Source organism: Microbacterium sp. M1A1_1b (assembly GCF_053345565.1).
Window position 1 is genome coordinate 21,572 of sequence record NZ_JBKFAJ010000005.1, and the last position, 18,901, is coordinate 40,472.

At 71.8% G+C, this 18,901-nt stretch carries 15 protein-coding genes; 6 read left to right on the forward strand and 9 right to left on the reverse strand.

The genetic code is table 11. The features are described 5' to 3' along the window. Positions 1 to 13 precede the first annotated feature (13 nt). From ACLBWP_RS12500 to ACLBWP_RS12525, 6 genes are all read left to right on the forward strand, one after another. A complete protein-coding gene (locus tag ACLBWP_RS12500; protein ID WP_447655419.1) occupies positions 14 to 1,255 on the forward strand; it encodes an ROK family transcriptional regulator in 1,242 nt (413 codons plus the stop codon). Between the two features lie 193 nt (positions 1,256 to 1,448). After that, positions 1,449 to 2,789, forward strand: coding sequence for an extracellular solute-binding protein (locus ACLBWP_RS12505; RefSeq protein WP_447655420.1), 1,341 nt, complete (start codon positions 1,449 to 1,451; stop codon positions 2,787 to 2,789). Then, the gene (locus tag ACLBWP_RS12510; protein ID WP_447655421.1) at positions 2,789 to 3,829 is read left to right on the forward strand and encodes a carbohydrate ABC transporter permease; all 1,041 of its coding nucleotides are present in this window, start codon (positions 2,789 to 2,791) and stop codon (positions 3,827 to 3,829) included. The genes ACLBWP_RS12505 and ACLBWP_RS12510 overlap by 1 nt, the downstream gene beginning before the upstream one ends. A 28-nt stretch (positions 3,830 to 3,857) precedes the next feature. Further along, the gene (locus tag ACLBWP_RS12515; protein WP_447655422.1) at positions 3,858 to 4,751 is read left to right on the forward strand and encodes a carbohydrate ABC transporter permease; all 894 of its coding nucleotides are present in this window, start codon (positions 3,858 to 3,860) and stop codon (positions 4,749 to 4,751) included. Positions 4,752 to 4,758: 7 nt separating this feature from the next. After that, the gene (locus tag ACLBWP_RS12520; protein WP_447655423.1) at positions 4,759 to 6,066 is read left to right on the forward strand and encodes a 6-phospho-beta-glucosidase; all 1,308 of its coding nucleotides are present in this window, start codon (positions 4,759 to 4,761) and stop codon (positions 6,064 to 6,066) included. Positions 6,067 to 6,110: 44 nt separating this feature from the next. Then, entirely contained in the window at positions 6,111 to 7,118 is a 1,008-nt protein-coding gene (locus tag ACLBWP_RS12525; RefSeq protein ID WP_447655424.1) for an N-acetylglucosamine kinase, read from the forward strand. Positions 7,119 to 7,275: 157 nt separating this feature from the next. Here ACLBWP_RS12525 and gap read toward each other — a convergent pair whose 3' ends face one another. From gap to ACLBWP_RS12570, 9 genes are all read right to left on the reverse strand, one after another. Then, the gene (gene gap / locus ACLBWP_RS12530) at positions 7,276 to 8,286 is read right to left on the reverse strand and encodes a type I glyceraldehyde-3-phosphate dehydrogenase (RefSeq protein WP_447655425.1); all 1,011 of its coding nucleotides are present in this window, start codon (positions 8,284 to 8,286) and stop codon (positions 7,276 to 7,278) included. Between the two features lie 158 nt (positions 8,287 to 8,444). Further along, positions 8,445 to 9,395, reverse strand: a complete 951-nt coding sequence (locus ACLBWP_RS12535) for a GlxA family transcriptional regulator (RefSeq protein WP_447655426.1) — start codon at positions 9,393 to 9,395, stop codon at positions 8,445 to 8,447. A gap of 53 nt (positions 9,396 to 9,448) precedes the next feature. Further along, positions 9,449 to 10,168, reverse strand: coding sequence for a methyltransferase domain-containing protein (locus ACLBWP_RS12540; RefSeq protein WP_243561273.1), 720 nt, complete (start codon positions 10,166 to 10,168; stop codon positions 9,449 to 9,451). After that, a complete protein-coding gene (locus ACLBWP_RS12545) occupies positions 10,165 to 11,304 on the reverse strand; it encodes a type III polyketide synthase (RefSeq protein WP_447655427.1) in 1,140 nt (379 codons plus the stop codon). The genes ACLBWP_RS12540 and ACLBWP_RS12545 overlap by 4 nt, the downstream gene beginning before the upstream one ends. A gap of 80 nt (positions 11,305 to 11,384) precedes the next feature. Next, positions 11,385 to 12,887 carry an Asp-tRNA(Asn)/Glu-tRNA(Gln) amidotransferase subunit GatB gene (gatB, locus tag ACLBWP_RS12550; protein ID WP_243561275.1) on the reverse strand — a complete coding sequence of 501 codons (1,503 nt, stop codon included), beginning with the start codon at positions 12,885 to 12,887 and terminating at the stop codon, positions 11,385 to 11,387. After that, complete coding sequence (gene gatA, locus ACLBWP_RS12555; protein WP_447655428.1) at positions 12,887 to 14,434, reverse strand: Asp-tRNA(Asn)/Glu-tRNA(Gln) amidotransferase subunit GatA; 1,548 nt, start codon at positions 14,432 to 14,434, stop codon at positions 12,887 to 12,889. Before gatA ends, gatB begins: the two co-directional genes overlap by 1 nt. Then, positions 14,431 to 14,730: an Asp-tRNA(Asn)/Glu-tRNA(Gln) amidotransferase subunit GatC gene (gene gatC / locus ACLBWP_RS12560; RefSeq protein WP_243561277.1), complete on the reverse strand. Its 300-nt coding sequence runs from the start codon at positions 14,728 to 14,730 to the stop codon at positions 14,431 to 14,433. Before gatC ends, gatA begins: the two co-directional genes overlap by 4 nt. A gap of 240 nt (positions 14,731 to 14,970) precedes the next feature. Further along, the gene (locus tag ACLBWP_RS12565) at positions 14,971 to 17,223 is read right to left on the reverse strand and encodes a transglycosylase domain-containing protein (protein ID WP_447655429.1); all 2,253 of its coding nucleotides are present in this window, start codon (positions 17,221 to 17,223) and stop codon (positions 14,971 to 14,973) included. Between the two features lie 200 nt (positions 17,224 to 17,423). Continuing rightward, positions 17,424 to 18,737, reverse strand: a complete 1,314-nt coding sequence (locus ACLBWP_RS12570; RefSeq protein ID WP_447655430.1) for an alpha/beta hydrolase — start codon at positions 18,735 to 18,737, stop codon at positions 17,424 to 17,426. Positions 18,738 to 18,901: the final 164 nt, after the last annotated feature.

The following is an 18,901-nucleotide window of genomic DNA, read 5'->3' on the forward strand; positions in this document are numbered from 1 at the left end:
TACAGTCCTCGACATGACCACACGAGGACGCACCCCCGGGCAGCCCGCACTGCTCCGTGTCCTCAACGACCGCGCCGCCCTCGGCATGCTGCTGGACGACGGTCCGATGACCCGCAACGAGATCGCGCAGCGCACCGGGCTGAGCAAGCCGACCGCCGCCGAGATCATCCGCCGGCTCGAGGCGACCGGGCTGATCCGCGAGGCCGGCACCGACACGCAGACCGGACGCCGCGGCCCCAGCGCCGTCGTGTACGAGGCGATCACCGACCGCGACCTCGCCGTCGCCGTGGACGTGCAGCTGGTCGACGTCCGCTCGACCGTGGTCGACGCCACCGGCCGGAGCTACCCCGTCGCCGAGCACCGCATGGACGACGACGAGGTGCGCGCGGCGGGCGAGGACATCGTCGCCGCGGCCGTCCGACGCGCCGCAGCCGCTGCCGGTGTCGACGCCGACCTGGTCACCGCCGTGGCCGTCGGGGTGCAGGCCAGCGTCGACCACGCCACCGACACCCTCATCTTCACCGACGGGCTGCCCGGCTGGCCGCGCGACCAGGTCGCCGCCACGCTGTCCGGTGCGCTCGGCGTGCAGGTCGTCATCGAGAACGACGCCAACCTCGCCGCGATCGCCGAACGGAACATGGGCGCCGGCCGCACCCCGAGCTCGTTCGCGGTGCTGTGGATGGCCGAGGGCCTCGGCATGGCACTCGACCTGGACGGCCGACTGCACGCGGGAGCCTCGGGCGCCGCGGGTGAGATCGGCTACCTGAGCGTGCCCGCCGACGCGCTCCCCCTCGACCCGACGGCGACGATCGTCGCGGACCTCATCTCCGAGACCGCGATCACCCGACTCGCCGCCGACCACGGGATCACGGCTCCGGACGGCACCGCTGCCGACTGGCGCCAGGTGCTCCCGCAGCTGCCCGGTCTGCCGGCGCAGCACCCCTTCACGACCGCCCTCGGCGAGCGCGTCGGGCACAACGTGCTCCCCGTCCTCGCCGTCGCCGATCCCGAGACGGTCGTGCTGCACGGCCCGACCGGGATCGCGGGTGGTCCCGCCCTGGCCGCCGCCGTGACCGCCTGGCTCCGGACCCGCTCGCGCTGGTCCACCGCCGTGGTGGCACCCGGCGTCCCCGACACCCCTGTCCTGCACGGCGCACGCCACGTCCTCATCGACGTCGTGCGCACCGCGCTCGCGGGCCGACTCGACCGCATCAGTGACGACGCGTCCGAGCCCGACCCCGCGCAGCACGCCTGAGCCAGCACCGCCGCCCGTACCGCCGCCAGCCGCACCGTCAGCACCGCCAGCTCCACCCACCCGCACCACTCGAGGCACCACACCAGCCCTGTCCGAAGGCCAGCCCTGTCCGAGGGCTCTCCGGCGCGCCCGCAGACCGACCCCGTCGGCCGGCGACCAGCGCTCCGGAGCGAGACCAGAGAGCGAGTACCGCATGTCACACCCCAGGCCGACCCTCCGGCGGATCCTCACCGCCGCCGCCATCGCCACCACGGGCGCGCTCGTCGTGGCGGGCTGCAGCTCCGGCAGCAGCGCGTCCTCGATCGACAAGACCGCACCGAAGGACCTCAAGGGCACCGTGTCCCTGTGGCACTTCTTCACGGGTCGCGAGGCCGGTGTCGTCAAGAGCGCCGTCGCGGGCTTCGAGAAGGCGAACCCCGACGTCACGGTCGACATCCACGCCGGGCAGGACGACGAGAAGCTGCAGAAGGCGATCTCGTCCGGACAGAACATCGACGTCGGGCTGTCGTACTCGACGGCGATCGTCGGCAGCTTCTGCTCGTCGGGGGCGTTCCGCGACCTGTCGCCGTACATCAAGCGCGACAAGGTGGACCTGTCCGACATCCCCGAGGCCGTCCGCGGGTACACCGCGTACAAGGGCACCCGGTGCACGCTGCCGGCCCTGGCCGACGTCAGCGCGCTGATGTACAACAAGCAGGCCTTCGCCGCCGCCGGCATCACCAGCCCGCCCAAGACGCTCGACGAGCTGCAGACCGACGGCCTGAAGATGACGACGTACAACGCGGACGGGTCGATCAAGCAGCTGGGCTTCAACCCGCTCATCGACTTCTACGAGAACTCCCCCGAGCACTTCTCGCCGATGATCAACGGCACGTGGCTGGACAGCAAGGGCAACAGCGAGATCGGCACCTCGGCTGCCTGGAAGAAGCTCATCGAGTGGCAGAAGGGCTACGTCGACGCCATCGGCTACGACAAGCTCAAGACGTTCACGTCGGGCCTCGGCCAGGAGTTCGCCGCCGACAACGCGTTCCAGACCGGTCAGGTCGCGATGCAGATCGACGGTGAGTACCGCACCGCCTTCATCAAGGACCAGAAGCCCGACCTGCAGTACGGCACCGCACCGACGCCCGTGATGTCCGGGGTCGGCAACTACGGCTCCACCTACATCGCGGGCAACGTGGCCGGCATCGCGAAGGGCTCGAAGAACCCCGAGCTCGCCTGGGCGCTGCTGAAGTACCTGTCGACGAACACCGACGCGCAGGTCACGATGGCGAACGGGCTGAAGAACATCCCGACCATCACGTCGGCGTTGACGTCCCCCGACCTCGAGGTCGACGACAACTACAAGACCTTCGTCGACGTCGCCGGCGACCCGAAGACGATCACCTCGCCCGCCACCTCGGACGGCGCCGCCTACATCGGCACCTTCACGAAGTTCTGGCAGGCGTACCAGGAGAACGGTGGCGACCTGAGTGCGAAGCTCAAGAAGCTCGACTCCGACATCGACAACGCGAACCAGCTGGCCGGTCCGTGATGAGCGCCACCACCAAGACCGCCGGGCGGGAGGACCGGCCCACCCGGTCCTCCCGCCCCGCGGGCCCGACGGGGTCGGGTCCACTGCCCCCCACGGGTCGGACACGCCGGCCCCGCTCGGCCGAGTCCCGGCGCCGCATCGTCGCGCTGACGATGCTGGCTCCCGCGATCCTGGGGCTGATCGTCTTCTTCGCCTACCCCCTGGTCGCGAGCATCTTCTACTCGTTCACGCGGTACAACCAACTGCAGGAACCGCAGTTCGTCGGGCTGCTGAACTACCGGTTCCTGTTCACCCAGGACCCGCAGATCGGCCCGGCCGTGCTCAACACGATCTGGTTCGTCGTGATCCTGGTGCCGGTCCGGATCGTCTGCGGGCTGCTGGTCGCCGGGCTGCTCAGCCGCGCGAAGACGGCCACGGGCTTCTGGCGCACGCTGTTCTACCTGCCCGCACTGGTCCCCCCGGTGGCGAGCGTCGTGGCGTTCGTGTTCCTGTTCAACCCCGGCACCGGCCCGGTCAACCAGGTCCTGAAGCTGTTCGGCATCGACGGTCCGCTGTGGTTCAACGACCCGTCGTGGTCGAAGCCGTCGCTCGTGATCATGGGCGTCTGGGTGATGGGCGACATCATGATCATCTTCCTGGCGTCGCTGCTCGACGTGCCGCGTGACCTGTACGAGGCCGCGTCACTCGACGGGGCGAACGGCGTGCAGCAGGTGCGGCACATCACCCTGCCGACCATCGCGCCGGTGATCGGCTTCGCCGCCGTCACGGGGGTGATCGCGGCGCTGCAGTACTTCACCGAGGCCGCGGTCGCATCCGGTGTCGCGAGCGGCAAGGCGACGATCGGCGGTGGGAGCGCAGCCGAGCTCGGGTACCCGGGCACGTCGCTGCTGACCTACACGGAGCTGCTGTACCAGCACGGCTTCGCGAACTTCCAGTTCGGCTACGCGTCGGCGATGGCCGTCGTGCTGTTCGTCGTCACCGCCGTCGTGCTCGTGTTCACGATGCGACGGATCTCGGTCTTCCGGCCGGAGGCCGACTGATGAGCACTGCCAGACCCGAGGAGTCCTGATGACCGCCGTCTCCCAGTCCCCGCTCGCCCGGGCACCCCGCGGCTCCGCGCCCGGCGACGCGCGTGGTCCCCGTCGCAGCCCGCTGCTGTGGATCGCCGAGCACGCAGCCCTCGTCGCGATCGGCGTCCTGACCCTCGCGCCGATCGTGTTCGTGGTGCTGACGTCGATGATGTCGAGCAACCAGGCCCTGACGGCGTCGATCATCCCCCGGCCGTTCGACCTCGGCAACTACGTGCGGGTGTTCACCGAGGTGCCGCTGCTGCAGTGGTTCGGCAACTCGGCGCTGTACGCCGTGCTCGCCACCGCGTTCATGCTGCTGAGCTCGGTGCCAGCCGCCTACGCGCTCGCGCAGATCCGGTTCAAGGGCGCGAACCTGGTCTTCACGGTGATCATCGTCGCGATGCTCCTGCCCCCGCAGGTCACCGCGGTGCCGGTCTACGTGATGTGGTCGCACCTGCACCTGACCGGCACGCTCTGGCCGCTGATCCTGCCGAACCTGCTCGGCGACGCGTTCAGCATCTTCCTGCTCCGCCAGTTCTTCATGACGATCCCGAAGGAGTACGGCGACGCCGCCCGGATGGACGGCTGCAGCGAGTGGGGCGTGCTGATGCGCGTCGTGGTGCCGATGGCCCGCCCGGGCATCGCGTCAGCGGCGATCTTCATGTTCTTCAACTCGTGGAACGACTACTACGGCCCGCTGCTGTACGCGTCGGAGAACCAGGCCGCGTGGCCGGTGGCGTACGGCCTCGCCACGTTCCGCGGGCAACACGGCACCGACTGGTCGATGACGATGGCGATGACCGTCGTCGTCATGGTCCCGGTCGTCATCATCTTCTTCTTCGCACAGAAGGCATTCGTCGAGGGCATCGCGCTCACCGGCGTGAAGGGATAGCACCACAGTGAAACTCGCAGTCATCGGCGGCGGTTCGACCTACACCCCCGAACTCGTGGACGGCTTCGCCCGGCTCCGCGACCAGCTCCCCATCGACGAACTCTGGCTCGTCGACCCCGACCCCGTGCGTCGCGAACTCGTCGGCGGTGTGGCGAAGCGGATGTTCGCACACGCCGGACACCCGGGCACCGTGCACGTGACGGACGACGTCGTCGCGGGCGTGTCCGACGCCGACGCCGTGATGTTCCAGCTCCGCATCGGCGGGCAGGCCGCACGCCAGCAGGACGAGACGTGGCCGCACGAGGCGTGCTGCATCGGCCAGGAGACCACCGGCCCCGGCGGGTTCGCGAAGGCGCTCCGCACCGTGCCGGTCGTGCTGGAGTACGCCGAGCTGGTCCGCAAGCACGCCAAGCCGGACGCCTGGATCGTCGACTTCACCAACCCGGTCGGCATCGTCACGCGGGCCCTGCTGCAGGCCGGACACCGCGCCGTCGGGCTGTGCAACGTCGCCATCGGGTTCCAGCGCCGCTTCGCGCAGGAGTACGGCGTCGCTCCGGGTGCCGTCCGGCTCGACCACGTCGGCCTGAACCACCTGACGTGGGAACGCGGTGTGCACGTCACCGGCGCCGACGGCCGTGAGCGCGACGTCATCGACGAGCTGCTCGACCCGGACGGCGGGGCGCTGGCGCGGATGGCCGAGAGCGTGCACATGCCCCAGGAACTGATCCGACTGCAGCACGCCGTGCCCTCGTACTACCTGCGCTACTTCTACGCCCACGACGTCGTGCTGCAGGAACAGCTACACGAACCCACCCGTGCCGAAGCGGTGATGGCGACCGAGCGCGCCCTGCTGGCGCAGTACGCCGACGAGTCCGTCGTCACCAAGCCCGTCGAGCTCGAGCAGCGCGGCGGCGCGTACTACTCCGAGGCCGCGATCGACGTGCTGTCCTCGATCCTCGGGGACCGCGGCGACGTGCAGGTGCTCAACGTGCGGAACGACGGCACGTTCCCGTTCCTGCCGGACGACCACGTGATCGAGGTCCCCGCCCGCGTGACCCGGCAGGCGATCACCCCGCTGCCCGTCGCCGCCCTCGACGCGGACATGGTCGGGCTGGTGTCGCACGTGGCCGCGTACGAACGGCTCGCGCTCGACGCTGCCGTCCACGGTGGCCGCGACCGGGTGCTCCGCGCGATGTGGGCGCACCCCCTGGTCGGCCAGGTCGACAGGGCCGAACAGCTGACGGACCTGCTGCTGGCGGCGAACGCCGAGCACATCCCGTGGGCGCGAGCGGAGCAGGTGACGTGGGCGCGCTGAGCCGCGCCGACGGGGCGGGGTCGAGCCGGGCCTCCAGTCCGACCGTGCCGGAGGTGGTGCTCGCCGTCGACGGCGGTGGCAGCAAGACCGACGTCGTCGCCATCGCGCTCGACGGCACCCTGGTCGGCCACGCGCGCGGTCCGGGCTCGAACCCGCAGACCCGCGGGTGGGAGCTCGCCGGACCGATCCTGGACGACGTCCGTGGACGGGTGGTCGATGCGCTCGACGGCGCCCGGATCCGGACGACGCACGTGTACCTGGCCGGACTCGACCTGCCCGACGAGCTGACGGCGGCGACCGCTGCACTGGCGCACTGGGACGCGGACGGCGGGGCGCCCGACGTGCTCGACAACGACCTGTTCGCGTTGCTGCGGGCCGGCACGCTGTCGCCGGACGCCGCGGCCGTGGTGTGCGGCACCGGGATCAACGCGCTGGCGGTCCGGGCCGACGGCGCCTCCGCGCGGTTCCCGGCGATCGGTGACGTGTCGGGCGACTGGGGCGGCGGCGCCTACCTGGGCAACCGCGCGCTCTGGCACGCCGCCCGCGCCGAGGACGGGCGGGGACCCGCGACCGCGCTCGTGCAGGCGGTGCCCGCGGCGCTCGGGCTCGACACCGTCCGCGCGGTGACCGAGGCCATCCACTTCGGCCGGCTCGACCAGCGCGTGTTCAACCGGCTCTGCCCCGTGCTGTTCGAGGTCGCGGCGTCCGGGGACACCGTCGCTGCCCGGGTCGTCGCACGGCAGGCCGAGGAGATCGTGCTGCTGGCGTCGGTCGCACTCGAGCGACTCGGTCTCGGGGCATCCGCCGCCGTGCCCGTGGTGCTCGGGGGCGGTGTGCTCGCCGCGCGGCACCCGTTGCTCGTGGACGCCGTCGTCGGCGGGCTGCGCGAGCGGGTACCGGGGGCGGAGCCGACGTGGGTGACCGCTCCCCCGGTGCTCGGTGCGGGGCTCGCGGCGCTGGAGTCGGTCGGGGCCTCGGCCGAGGCGCTCGAGCGCTACCGGGCGGCGGTGCTGTCGCGCTCGTTCGCGTCGACCACGGCGCTCATCGCGTAGCGGCGCTGCGCGGCGGCGCCGCGCCGCCGCCGCCCCGCCGCGGCCGCGCCGCCCCGCCGAGTCTCGGCCTGGCGGACATCCTGCGCCACGGATCGCGCAGAAAGTGTCCGCCGGGCCGAGACTCGGCGGGTGGTTGCCGCCGGACCCGCGCCGCGCGCTACGCCGCGGCTCGCGCCAGCATCCCGAGCGTGTCCACGACCCGGTTCGAGAAGCCCCACTCGTTGTCGTACCAGGCGACGACCTTCACGTGGCGGCCCCCGTCGACGCGGGTCAGCAGCGAGTCGAACACGCTCGACTCGCTGCGCCCGGTGATGTCCGTCGACACGAGCGGGTCGGCGGTGTACGCCAGCACCCCGGCGAGTGGCCCGGCAGCTGCAGTCCGGTACGCCGCGTTCACCTGCTCCACGGTGACGTCCCGCGCCACGACGGTGTTCAGCTCGACGATCGACCCGACGGGCACCGGCACACGGATGGCATCGCCGGACAGCTTGCCCTCCAGTCGCGGCAGCACCAGGCCGATCGCCTTCGCGGCCCCGGTCGTCGTGGGCACGATGTTCACGCCGGCCGCACGAGCGCGGCGAAGGTCGCGGTGCGGCCCGTCCTGCAGGTTCTGCTCCTGCGTGTAGGCGTGCACGGTCGTCATGAAGCCGTGCTCGATCCCGGCCAGGTCGTCGAGCACCGAGGCCAGCGGCGCCAGCGCGTTGGTCGTGCAGCTCGCGTTGCTGATGACGGTGTGGCGGGCCGGGTCGAACGTGTCCGAGTTCACGCCGTACGCGATCGTGGCGTCGGCCCCGGTCGCCGGAGCGCTGATCAGCACCCGTGCGGCACCGGCCTGCAGGTGCGCGGCCGCGGCGTCGCGGGCGGTGAAGCGCCCCGTCGACTCCAGGACCACCTCCACCCCGAGCTCGCCCCACGGCAGCGCCGCGGGGTCACGTTCCGCCAGGACGCGGATCGGCGCGCCGTCGACCACCAGGGTGTCGCCGTCGGCCTCGACGGTGCCGGCGAACGGGCCGAGTGCCGAGTCGTAGCGGAAGAGGTGCGCCAGCGTCTCCGGCGCGGTCAGGTCGTTGACGGCGACGACCTGCAGGTCGTCACCGCCGCGGGCGAGCAGTGCGCGGAGGGTGTTGCGTCCGATGCGGCCGAAGCCGTTGATGCCGATGCGGGTCATGGGGTTCCTTTCGTCCCGCTGTCCATGCTCACCGGCCTGGAGGCGCGGCTCCAGTGGCAAGGAAGCCATTGTCCGCAAGGATCTCGCCAACGCCGTCCGGCCCGGCCCTGCTCAGCCGGGCCCCTGCCCCGGGGCCGGCCCCGGGCCGTCCGTCGGGCTCAGTCCTGGAACGTCTGCCGGTACGCCGTCGGCGTCGTGCCGAGCACCCGGCGGAAGTGCGACCGCAGGTTCGCGTCCGACCCGAGTCCGGCGTGTTCGGCCACCTGGTCCACCGCCAGGTCCGTCCGCTCGAGCAACTCGCGGGCACGGTCCACCCTCGCTCGGAGCACCCACTGCATCGGCGTGTACCCGGTGTCCTCGACGAAACGCCGCGAGAACGTCCGGGCGGACACCGTCGCCGTGCGCGCGAGGACCTCGAGCGTCAACGGCTCGGCCAGGTGCCGCAGCGCCCACTCCCGGGTGTCGGCGAACACGTCGCCGAGCGGTTCGGGGACGCTCCGCGGGACGTACTGGGCCTGCCCGCCGCTGCGGTACGGCGCGCTGACCAGCCGGCGGGCGACGTGGTTCGACAGCGCGACCCCGTGGTCACGGCGCACCAGGTGCAGACACAGGTCGATGCCGCTCGCCGCTCCGGCGCTCGTCAGGACCGAGCCGGCGTCGACGAACAGGACGTTCTCGTCGACCTCGACCGCCGGGTACCGCTCACCGAGGATCCGCGTGTAGTGCCAGTGCGTGGTCGCCCGTCGGCCGTCGAGCAGTCCCGCGGCGGCCAGGGCGAACGCACCGGTCGAGATCGCCGCGATGCGCACCCCGCGCTCGTGCGCGCGTCGAAGCGCAGCCACGACGGACTCGGGCGGCGGGGTGTCGGCCGGGAACCGGTAGCCGGGGACGAACACCGTGTCCGCCCAGTCGAAGGCCTCGAGTCCGTGGTCCACGGCGTAGGCCAGCCCGTCTCCACCGGCGACCCGCCCCGCGTGCGGACCGCACACGCGGACCTCGTACGGCATGCTCGGCCGGTTCGAGAACACCTGCGCCGGGATCCCGACGTCGAGCGGCTTCGCTCCGTCGAGCACGAGCACCGCGACCCGGTGGAGACGTGGAGGCACCATGGTCCGACGCTAGCCGACACCGAGTGCGACCCGGACTGCCCGGTCCCGCCGGCTCAGACGTCGCGGATCGCGAGCACGCGGTGCGGTGCCGCGGCCTCGGCGCGCCAGCCCTTCGGCAGCGCGGCATGCAGTTCGGGCAGCGTGAAGCTCCGACGGATCGACCGCAGCCCGTCGACCCGGACGAAGGTGCCGGCAGCGACGAGCGTGGACCCGAGCGCGTACGCCCGGTAGGCGGCCGGCGAGCGGCGGATGTCCGAGTGCAGGCTGCGTTTCGCCGCCAGGTGTTCCGAGTCCGCCAGGAACCCGGCACGCTCGTCGTCGTCCAGGTGGTGCAGCACGTGGTTCGACACGACCACGTCGAACTGCTCCCCCGCGGCCACCAGCGCGCCACTCGACTGTTCGCGGAAGGTCACCCCGCGCGTCGTCGCCCGGTTGGCAGCGGCGATGGCGCGCGGGTCGGGGTCGACGCCGACCACCTCGATGTCGAAGCCGTCACCGTCCGCCCACTTCACGAGCGCGCGAGCCAGGTCGCCGCCACCGCATCCCAGGTCGAGCACCCGCCCGCGCCCATGGGCCGGCAGCGCCGGCACGACGTGGGTCCGCCAGGCGGCACGCCACCCGCTCACCAGTGCGTTCACCACCGCGAACCGCCGGAACGTCCGTTCGAGCGCGCGCGGGTCGCAGTCGGGGTCGTCCATCAGCTCGCGGAGCACCAGGTCACGGGTGCTCAGATCGATCGGGAGGCCCGGCTCGGCTCCGCGGGGCCGGCTCACCGGAGCTCTCCGGCGAGTTCCGGTTCGGCGATCACGTCGGCGGTCGCGCTCGCGGCGTTGGTCCCCACCGCGGTCAGCCGGGCGCTCTCGACCGTCAGCCCCGGTCCGAAGGCCAGCGCCACCACGGGCGTACCGTCCGTGAGCCCGGCGTCCACCGCGTCGCGCAACACGAACAGGACGGTCGCACTGGACATGTTGCCGTGGTCGCGCAGCACCGCACGGCTGCTGGCCATCGCGCTGTCGGGCAGGGCGAGCGCGTCCTGGGTGCGGTCGAGGATCGCACGGCCGCCGGGGTGCACCGCCCAGATCGGGACTGCGGCGGCGGGACCGTCCAGCAGGGGCGCGACGGCCTGGGCCACGGTGGCTCCGACGAGCTTCGGGACGGCGGTGCTGAGGACCATCTCGAACCCTTCGTCGCCGATGTTCCACGCCATCTCCGACGCGCCCTCGGGCACGAGGGTCGTCGCGAAGGTGTCGAGCCGGAGCCCGGGACCGTCGGCCGTGACGACCGCCGCGGCGGCACCGTCCCCGAAGACGCTGTTCGCGACGATCTGGTCGGGGTCGTCCGACGCGCGGACGTGCAGCGTGCAGAGTTCGGCGCAGACCACCAGCACGACGGCGTCCGGGTCGGACTCGGCGAAGGCGGCAGCGCTCCGGAGGGCCGGGAACGCCGCGCAGCAGCCCATGAACCCGATGTGGTGCCGGAACACGGTGCGCCGCAGCCCGAGTTCCTCGACGATCGCCAGGTCGGGCCCGGGCTGCGTGAAACCCGTGCACGACACGGTCACCAGGTGCGTCACGGACGCCGGGTCGACCGCGGCACGCTCGAGGGCGTCACGCGCCGACGCGACGAACAGCGGCGGAGCGAGTTCGCGGTACCGGTCGTTGCGCATGCCCGTCGACGGTGAGTGCAGCAGGCCGTCGACGTCGCGGAAGGGTCCGGGCGCGGCCGCGGGGTCGAGCTCGGGCAGGACCGTGTGCCGGTGCTCGACGTGGGACGCGTCGAACGCCGCGGGCACCACCCGCCGGCCGAGTCGTCCCAGGCCCGGCTGCGCGGCGAAGAGCTGCCGGACAGCCACCTGCTGCAGCGTCGTCGTGGGGACGGCGGTACCGATGGCGCGGATCGTTGCGGACACGCCTCATCCTGTCACTCGAGCGATGACGCGCCCCCAGGAAGCACGGCTCCCCGGGGACGCGTCGACACGTGCGGGGGCGCTCAGGCCTGGGCGCGCTCCAGCACGAGCTCGCGCACGCGGGCGGCGTCCGCCTGGCCCTGCATGGCCTTCATGACGGCACCGATGATGGCGCCGGCGGCCTGGACCTTGCCGTCGCGGATCTTCGCGAGCACGTCCGGCTGCGCGGCGAGTGCCTGGTCCACCGCGGCAGTCAGCGCCGAGTCGTCCGAGACGACCTTCAGCCCGCGCGACTCGACGACCGCGGACGGTGATCCCTCGCCGGCGATGACCCCCTCGAGCACCTGACGTGCGAGACGATCGGTGAGCTCACCGGACTCGACCAGTGTGATCAGCTCGGCGACGTGCGCGGGCGACACCAGGTCACCGGGGGCCGCGTCCCGCGTGTTGGCGACACGGCTGATCTCGCCGGTCCACCACTTGCGGGCCGCCTGGGCCGGGGCACCGGCGGCGACGGTGGCCTCGAGCTCGTCGAGCAGGCCGCCGTTCACCACGTCCTGGAACTCCAGGTCCGCGAAGCCCCAGTCGCCCTTCAGCCGACGTCGGCGTGCCACCGGCGCCTCGGGCAGGGACGCACGGAGTTCCTCGATCATCGCCGGGTCCGGGACGACCGGCAGCAGGTCGGGCTCCGGGAAGTAGCGGTAGTCGTCCGCGTCCGACTTGGGGCGACCGGCCGAGGTCCGACCGGTGTCCTCGTGCCAGTGCCGGGTCTCCTGCGTGATGGTGCCGCCGTCGGCCAGGATGGCCGCCTGCCGCTGGATCTCGTAGCGGATGGCGCGCTCGACGGCACGGAACGAGTTGACGTTCTTGGTCTCGGTGCGGGTGCCGAGCTTCTCCTGGCCCCAGGGGCGCAGCGAGATGTTGGCGTCGCAGCGCAGGTTGCCGCGTTCCATCCGGGCCTCGGAGACACCGAGGGCGCGCACCAGGTCGCGGATCACCTGCACGTACGCGGCACCGAGCTCGGGGGCACGGTGTGCGGCGCCGAAGATCGGCTTGGTGACGATCTCGACGAGCGGCACGCCGGCACGGTTGTAGTCGACGAGCGAGTACTCGGCGCCCTGGATCCGACCGGTCGCTCCACCGACGTGGGTGAGCTTGCCCGCGTCTTCTTCCATGTGGGCACGCTCGATCGGTACCTGGAAGATCGTGCCGTCGGCGAGCTCGACCTCGACTTCGCCCTCGAACGCGATCGGCTCGTCGTACTGCGAGATCTGGTAGTTCTTCGGGTTGTCCGGGTAGTAGTAGTTCTTCCGGGCGAACCGCGAGGACTCGGCGATCGAGCAGCCGAGGGCGAGCCCGAGGTTGATCGAGAAGCGCACGGCCTGCTCGTTCACGACCGGCAGCGACCCGGGCAGTCCGAGGTCGACCGGTGTGACGTTGGTGTTCGGTTCGCCACCGAAGAAGTTCGGGGCGTCGGAGAACATCTTGGTCTTCGTCGCGAGCTCGACGTGCACCTCGAAGCCGAGCACCGGCTCGAAGCGCTCGAGTGCCTCGTCGAAGTCCATCAGTGCGTCCTTGGCGGCCATCAGACCACGCCTTCCTCTGCTGCCGACTGCTGACTCTGGTCGAGGTCGGGGATCCGGTCGATGAGCGGGGCGCCCCACTGCTGCTCGAGCAGGCGTTCGAGCGCCGCGCCGTAGCGGTACAGCCGCTCGTCGGCGCGCTGCGGTGCCATCAGCTGGACGCCGGTGGGCAGGCCGTCCTCGGGGGCCAGGCCGTTCGGGATGCTCATGCCGGGCACGCCCGCCAGGTTGGCCGGGATGGTGGTCAGGTCGTTCAGGTACATCGCCAGCGGGTCGTCGAGGCGCTCACCCAGGGGGAACGCGGTCGTCGGCGCCGACGGGCTGACCAGCAGGTCGACCTGCGCGAAGGCGGCGTCGAAGTCGCGCTGCACCAGCGTGCGGACCTTCTGCGCGCTGCCGTAGTAGGCGTCGTAGTACCCGGCGCTCAGCGCGTAGGTGCCGAGGATGATGCGACGCTTGACCTCGGGACCGAAGCCCGCTTCGCGCGTGGCGGCCATCACGTCCTCGACGGTGGCGCTGTCCTGGGGGGTGACCCGCAGGCCGAAGCGGACGGAGTCGAACTTCGCCAGGTTCGACGATGCCTCGGCCGGGAGGATCAGGTAGTACGCGCTGATGGCGTACGCGAAGCTCGGGGCGTCGATCTCGACCACCTGGGCACCGGCCGACTCGAGGATCGCCACGGTCTCCTGGAACCGCTGGACGACGCCGGCCTGGAAGCCGTCGCCCCCCGCCAGTTCCTTGACCACGCCGACCCGGAGCCCACGCAGCGTGTCGGCCTGCAGGCCGTCGCGCGCGGCGGCGGCGAACGAGGGCCACTCCTGCGGGATGGAGGTGGAGTCGCGCGGGTCGTGCCCGCCGATCACGTCGTGCAGCAGCGCCGCGTCGAGGACGGTGCGGGCGACGGGACCGACCTGGTCGAGCGAGGACGCCAGGGCGATCGCGCCGTAGCGGCTGACCCCACCGTAGGTCGGCTTGACACCGACGGTGCCGGTGACGGCCCCCGGCTGACGGATGGACCCGCCCGTGTCGGAACCGAGCGCGAGCGGCGCTTCGAACGCGGCGACCGCGGCCGCCGACCCACCGCCGGATCCGCCCGGGATCCGGCCGAGGTCCCACGGGTTGTGCGTCGGGCCGTAGGCCGAGAACTCGGTGGTCGAGCCCATCGCGAACTCGTCCATGTTCGTCTTGCCGAGCAGCACCATGCCGGCCCGGCGCAGCTTGGTCACCGTGGTGGCGTCGTACGGCGGGACCCATCCTTCGAGGATCTTCGAGCCGGCGGTCGACGGCATGTCGATCGTGCAGAGGACGTCCTTGACGGCGATCGGGACGCCCGCGAGCGCGCCGAGGTCGTCACCGGCGGCGCGGCGCGAGTCGATGGACTTCGCGGCGCTGACGGCGTGCTCGTTGACGTGCAGGAACGCGTGCACGTCCGGGTCGACGGCCGCGATCCGGTCGAGGTGGGCCTGCGTGGCTTCGACGCTCGAGACGTCGCGCGCGACCAGGGCGTCGGCGAGCGCAGCGGCGCTCAGCCGGGTGATGTCGTCGGTCACTGTTCTTCTCCCAGGATGGCCGTCACGCGGAATCGTTCGCCGTCGGAGTCGGGCGCCCCGGAGAGCGCCTGCTGCTGCGTCAGGGTCTCGCCGACGACGTCGGGTCGCAGGACGTTCGGCAGCGCGACCGGGTGGCTCGTCGCGGGGACGTCCGGCGTGGCGACCTCGGTCACCTTCGCGACGCTGTCGACGATGTGCGACAGCTCCCCGGTCAGCTTCTCGATCTCGTCGGGCGTGAGGGCGATGCGCGCGAGGTCCGCCAGGTGGGCGACCTGCTCGCTCGTGATGTCAGGCATGGTGCTCCGTCGATCGGTTCGTGGAATGGCCACCAGTCTATTGGCCGCACCGAGCACGTCGCCCCGCGGTCGGTCGGCTGTGGACGAGCGGGCCGGACCGCGGCAGTGTGCAGGACCGTCTGGAGGCCCGGTGCCGGTCCGACGGACCGGCACCGGGCCTCCAGACGGTGACGACTCCGGTGACGACCGCGGCCGCGGCCGCGACCGCGGCGGCGACTTCGGTGACGACCGCGGTGGCGCCTAGTTCCCGGTGGTCGGCGCGGCCGGATCGGCGGGTGCGGCCGGCGCAGCAGGACTCGCCGGAGCGGCGGGGGTGCCCTGGTCGCCGCCCTGGGACGACGACTGCGCCTTCGGCGTCGGTACCGTCCCGATCATCGCCTGGTCCGGAGCCGGCAACGCGTCGCCGCCGTAGTGCGCGTCGAGGTACTGCATCATCGACTTGCCGACGCCGAACTTGGCGCTGTACCCGGTCGTCCCCTGCAGGAACGGCCAGTTCGCCAGCCGGACGCTGCCCTGCACGTTGCCGATCCAGGTCGCGTTCGTGTACTTCGTGCTCGACGCGACCAACCAGTTCTGCACGTCACCGTCGGTGGTGCCCGTCTTGGCGAACTTCGGCGTGCTGTCGCCGGGGTTGGCGGTGGCGGCGGTGCCGTTCCCACTGAGCACGCCCTGCAGCGCGTAGTCCACCGTGCCAGCGACCTCGGCCGAGACGCCCTGGGTGCAGGACGCCGGGGTGGGGGTGATCTTCGTGCCGTCGGCGGTGGTGACGGAGTCGATCGCGGTCGGGGTGCAGACCGTGCCGCCGTTGGCGAAGCCGGCGTAGGCCTCGGCCAGGTCGATCGGGGACAGCTCGTTCACACCGAGGATCGACGACGGGGTCTGTCCGAGCGCTCCCCCGTCGGCACGGTGGATGCCCATCGACTTCGCCAGCTGGGCGATCTTGCACAGGTCGAGCTGCTTGCCCATCGCGCCGAACGCGGTGTTGATCGACTCGGTCGTGGCGTCCTGCACGGTCATCGAGGCCGGCACGGACTCGGCGTTCGCGACGGGCCAGGTGCCGCCGGAGACGTTCTCGCACGAGTTCGTGAACTCGGAGTTCTGGAAGGTGTGCTCGGTGGTCGAGACGGACTCGGACAGCGTGTGCCCGCTCGCCAGCCACTCGGCGAGCGTGAAGACCTTGTACGTCGACCCGGTCTGGAACCCCGTGGAGTTGCCGTAGCCCTCGTCCGCGCTGTAGTTCACCGCGGTCTGACCGGCGGTCGCCGCGTCCGACTGCGTGTAGGTCGTGTTCTGCACCATCGACAGGATGCGCCCGGTCCCCGGCTCGACCGTGACGTTCGACCCGCCCGCGTCGACGCCCGCCATGGTCGTCGGCACGTACGTCGACAGCGCCGACTGGCTCTGCGCCTGCAGGTCCAGGTCGAGCGAGGTGTGGATCTGCAGGCCCTTGGTGTCGAGCGTCGCGATCCGGTCGGCCGAGGTCTTGCCGAAGGCCGGGTCCTGCAGCACCTGGTCGCGCACGTAGTCGCAGAAGTACCCGGCGTCGTGGTTCGTCGCGGCCGCGCTGCAGCCGTTCGCGGTCTCGGTGATCTTCGGCTGGACGGGGGTCGCGACGGCCTGCTGCTCCTGGGCCTTCGTGATCGAGTGGTGCGCGAGCATGCGCCGCAGCACGTAGTCGCGCCGTTCCTTCGTCGCCGCGTAACCGTTGGCCGACCCGTTGTCCTTGTTGTCGGGCTGGTCGATGCGCAGGTTCGACGGGTTGTTCAGGATCGCGACGAGCGTGGCCGACTGCTCGAGCGACAGGTCCTTCGCGTGCACCCCGAAGTAGTACTCGGCACCGGCCTCGGCACCGTAGACCCGGCCGCCCAGCCCCACGATGTTCAGGTAGCCGGTCAGGATCTGGGCCTTGGAGTACTTCTTGTTGACCGCGATCGCGTACCGCATCTCCTGCAGCTTGCGCTGCGGGGTGACACCGGCAGCGTCGTGGTAGCAGGCGTCGATCTTGGCCTGGGTCGCCGCGGCGTCCTTGCCCGTCAGCTGCTCGCACTGCTGCACCAGCACGTTCTTGACGTACTGCTGCGTGATGCTCGAGCCACCCTGCACGTCGTCGCCGACGGCGGTGGCCGCGGCACCGCGCAGGGTGCCGATGACGTCGATGCCGCCCTCGTCGTAGTAGCGCGGGTCCTCGGTGTCGATCGCGGCCTGCTGCAGCGTCTTCGCGATGGCGTCCGCCTTGACGATCGTGCGGTTCTCGGCGTAGAACGACGCGATCGCGACGTCCTGCCCGCCCTGCTTCGCGTAGACGGTGGACACCTGCTGCGGCGTCTGCACGTCCAGGTAGCTCGGCAGGTCCTCGAAGAACGCGGCCGCGCCCGAGGCGCCCTCGCCGGCGACCGCGACGGCGGGTGTGACGGCGACCGCGACCAGCAGGCCCGCCAGCACGGACATGACCACGAACATCAGGAGGGCCCCTGGCCACCGCACGACACGCATGACGGCACGGTAAGGACTCGTGCTGGGTCGGGACTGCTCCGAGCGTCGCGCAAGCTGCACCGGTCCTCAGGTTCGTTCACGGACACCGCGTCGCGGGACCGGCAGACAGCCTGGAGGCGCGGATCGCGCCCGTCCCGCCGCCACGGTCACGATCCGGTCACGTCCACCCCGCGGTGGCCGGGACGACCGGGTCACCGGGCTCAGTCGCGGGGCTGCAGGTCCTGCGGGCGCACCAGGTACAGGTCGAGCGAGGGCTGCACGTCGCCGCCGTCGTCACCGCCGTGGTGGTGCAGCGCGTCCCGCACCAGGTCGCCACGGCCGACGGCGATGAGTGCGACGTCGTGCAGGGACGCCGTCCCCGGCTTGAGGTAGTCGTTGTGGCCGACCGGGCGCCGGAACACGTCCCCGTCCGCGCGGGGGACCGTCCCACCGGCCAGGTCGAGCACCGTCGCGCCGAACGACGACGCCGCCGGGTCCGTGCCGAAGTAGCCGGAGCCGGCAACCGGGTCCAGGTGGGCACCGCCGACGTACACCTGGCCGGCGGCGACGGACAGCTCCGATGCGCGCCGGACGTCACTGCCCGGCGACCCGAGCACGGTCAGGCTGTCCGCGCTCATCCGTCCCGACGCCAGCGCCATCAGCGCCGTCGTCGACCCGTACGAGTGGGCGACGATCCCCAGTCGCGGCTGGTCGCCGTCGCGGAGTGTCCGGATGCCCTCGACCGTCCGCTCCAGTCGGCTCGCCCCCGTGTCCGCCAGCCCGAGGGACAGCACGTTCGACAGGTCCGGCGTGCGGTACCCCAACCACGCCAGCACGGCCACGCCGGTGCCGGACGCCGGGGCCGCGACGGGCGCGAGCGTCGCCTGTTCGTCGTACAGGTCCCCCGCGGTGGCGGTGAAGTCGTCCATCTGCCCGGTGACGGTGAAGAACATCCCCGGCACCAGCACCGTGACGTCGGCCGCGGTCGTCAGGTCGCCGATCGCGATGGCTGCGCGACCGGCGCCGCGGGTGTCGAGCGTGACGAGCGACTTCGGTGGCGCTCCCGGTGCGCGGTGCAGGGCGTCGCGGACCTGTCCGAGCATCGCCCGCTGCGACGCGTCGGTCCGCGGGTCGGCGAGCCCCGCCGCCAGCACCGTCCGGTTCGCGTGGTCGCGCACCGCGACGGGAACGCCGTCGAGGCAGCCGACGACCACGGGTGCGGTCCGCGCGAGCCGGGTCTGCGTCCGGCCGTCGAGCCCGGACCACCACGCGGCGACGACCGCGGCGCTCGGCGGCTCGTCCATCGCGGTGGCGACGACGCGGCTGTCCTGGTCGGCGGCCGACAGCTGCGCGGGTGTCGCCGCGACCAGCGCGTCGAGCAGACCCCGGCCGCGCGCCGCACGCAGTCGGTCCAGGCTCGCCCGGTCGTCGGACCGGGCCGGGGTGTCCGACCGGTCGGTGTCCGGCACGTGCACGACGGCGGACGACGTGTCGCCGGGCAGGACGGACGACTCGACCACTCCGAGGGAGTGCATCGAGACTGTGAGCAGAGCAGCGGCGAGGAGCAGCAAACCGGTCTCCCCCGGGAAGGCCTGCCTGTCGACTCCCTGAAGACGACAGGTGATGCTCCGTCGAGTTTACGGAGGACCGGCCCGATCCGGTCGTGCCCGATGCAACTTGGCCCCCGTACTGGGGACAC

Bases quoted from the DNA above. Each gene is read 5' to 3' on its own strand.
- ACLBWP_RS12500 (WP_447655419.1), top strand. From the start codon at position 14: ATGACCACACGAGGACGCACCCCCGGGCAGCCCGCACTGCTCCGTGTC.
- ACLBWP_RS12505 (WP_447655420.1), top strand. From the start codon at position 1,449: ATGTCACACCCCAGGCCGACCCTCCGGCGGATCCTCACCGCCGCCGCC.
- ACLBWP_RS12510 (WP_447655421.1), top strand. From the start codon at position 2,789: ATGAGCGCCACCACCAAGACCGCCGGGCGGGAGGACCGGCCCACCCGG.
- ACLBWP_RS12515 (WP_447655422.1), top strand. From the start codon at position 3,858: ATGACCGCCGTCTCCCAGTCCCCGCTCGCCCGGGCACCCCGCGGCTCC.
- gap (WP_447655425.1), bottom strand. From the start codon at position 8,286: ATGACCCGCATCGGCATCAACGGCTTCGGCCGCATCGGACGCAACACC.
- ACLBWP_RS12535 (WP_447655426.1), bottom strand. From the start codon at position 9,395: ATGGTGCCTCCACGTCTCCACCGGGTCGCGGTGCTCGTGCTCGACGGA.
- gatB (WP_243561275.1), bottom strand. From the start codon at position 12,887: ATGGCCGCCAAGGACGCACTGATGGACTTCGACGAGGCACTCGAGCGC.
- gatC (WP_243561277.1), bottom strand. From the start codon at position 14,730: ATGCCTGACATCACGAGCGAGCAGGTCGCCCACCTGGCGGACCTCGCG.
- ACLBWP_RS12565 (WP_447655429.1), bottom strand. From the start codon at position 17,223: ATGCGTGTCGTGCGGTGGCCAGGGGCCCTCCTGATGTTCGTGGTCATG.
- ACLBWP_RS12570 (WP_447655430.1), bottom strand. From the start codon at position 18,737: ATGCACTCCCTCGGAGTGGTCGAGTCGTCCGTCCTGCCCGGCGACACG.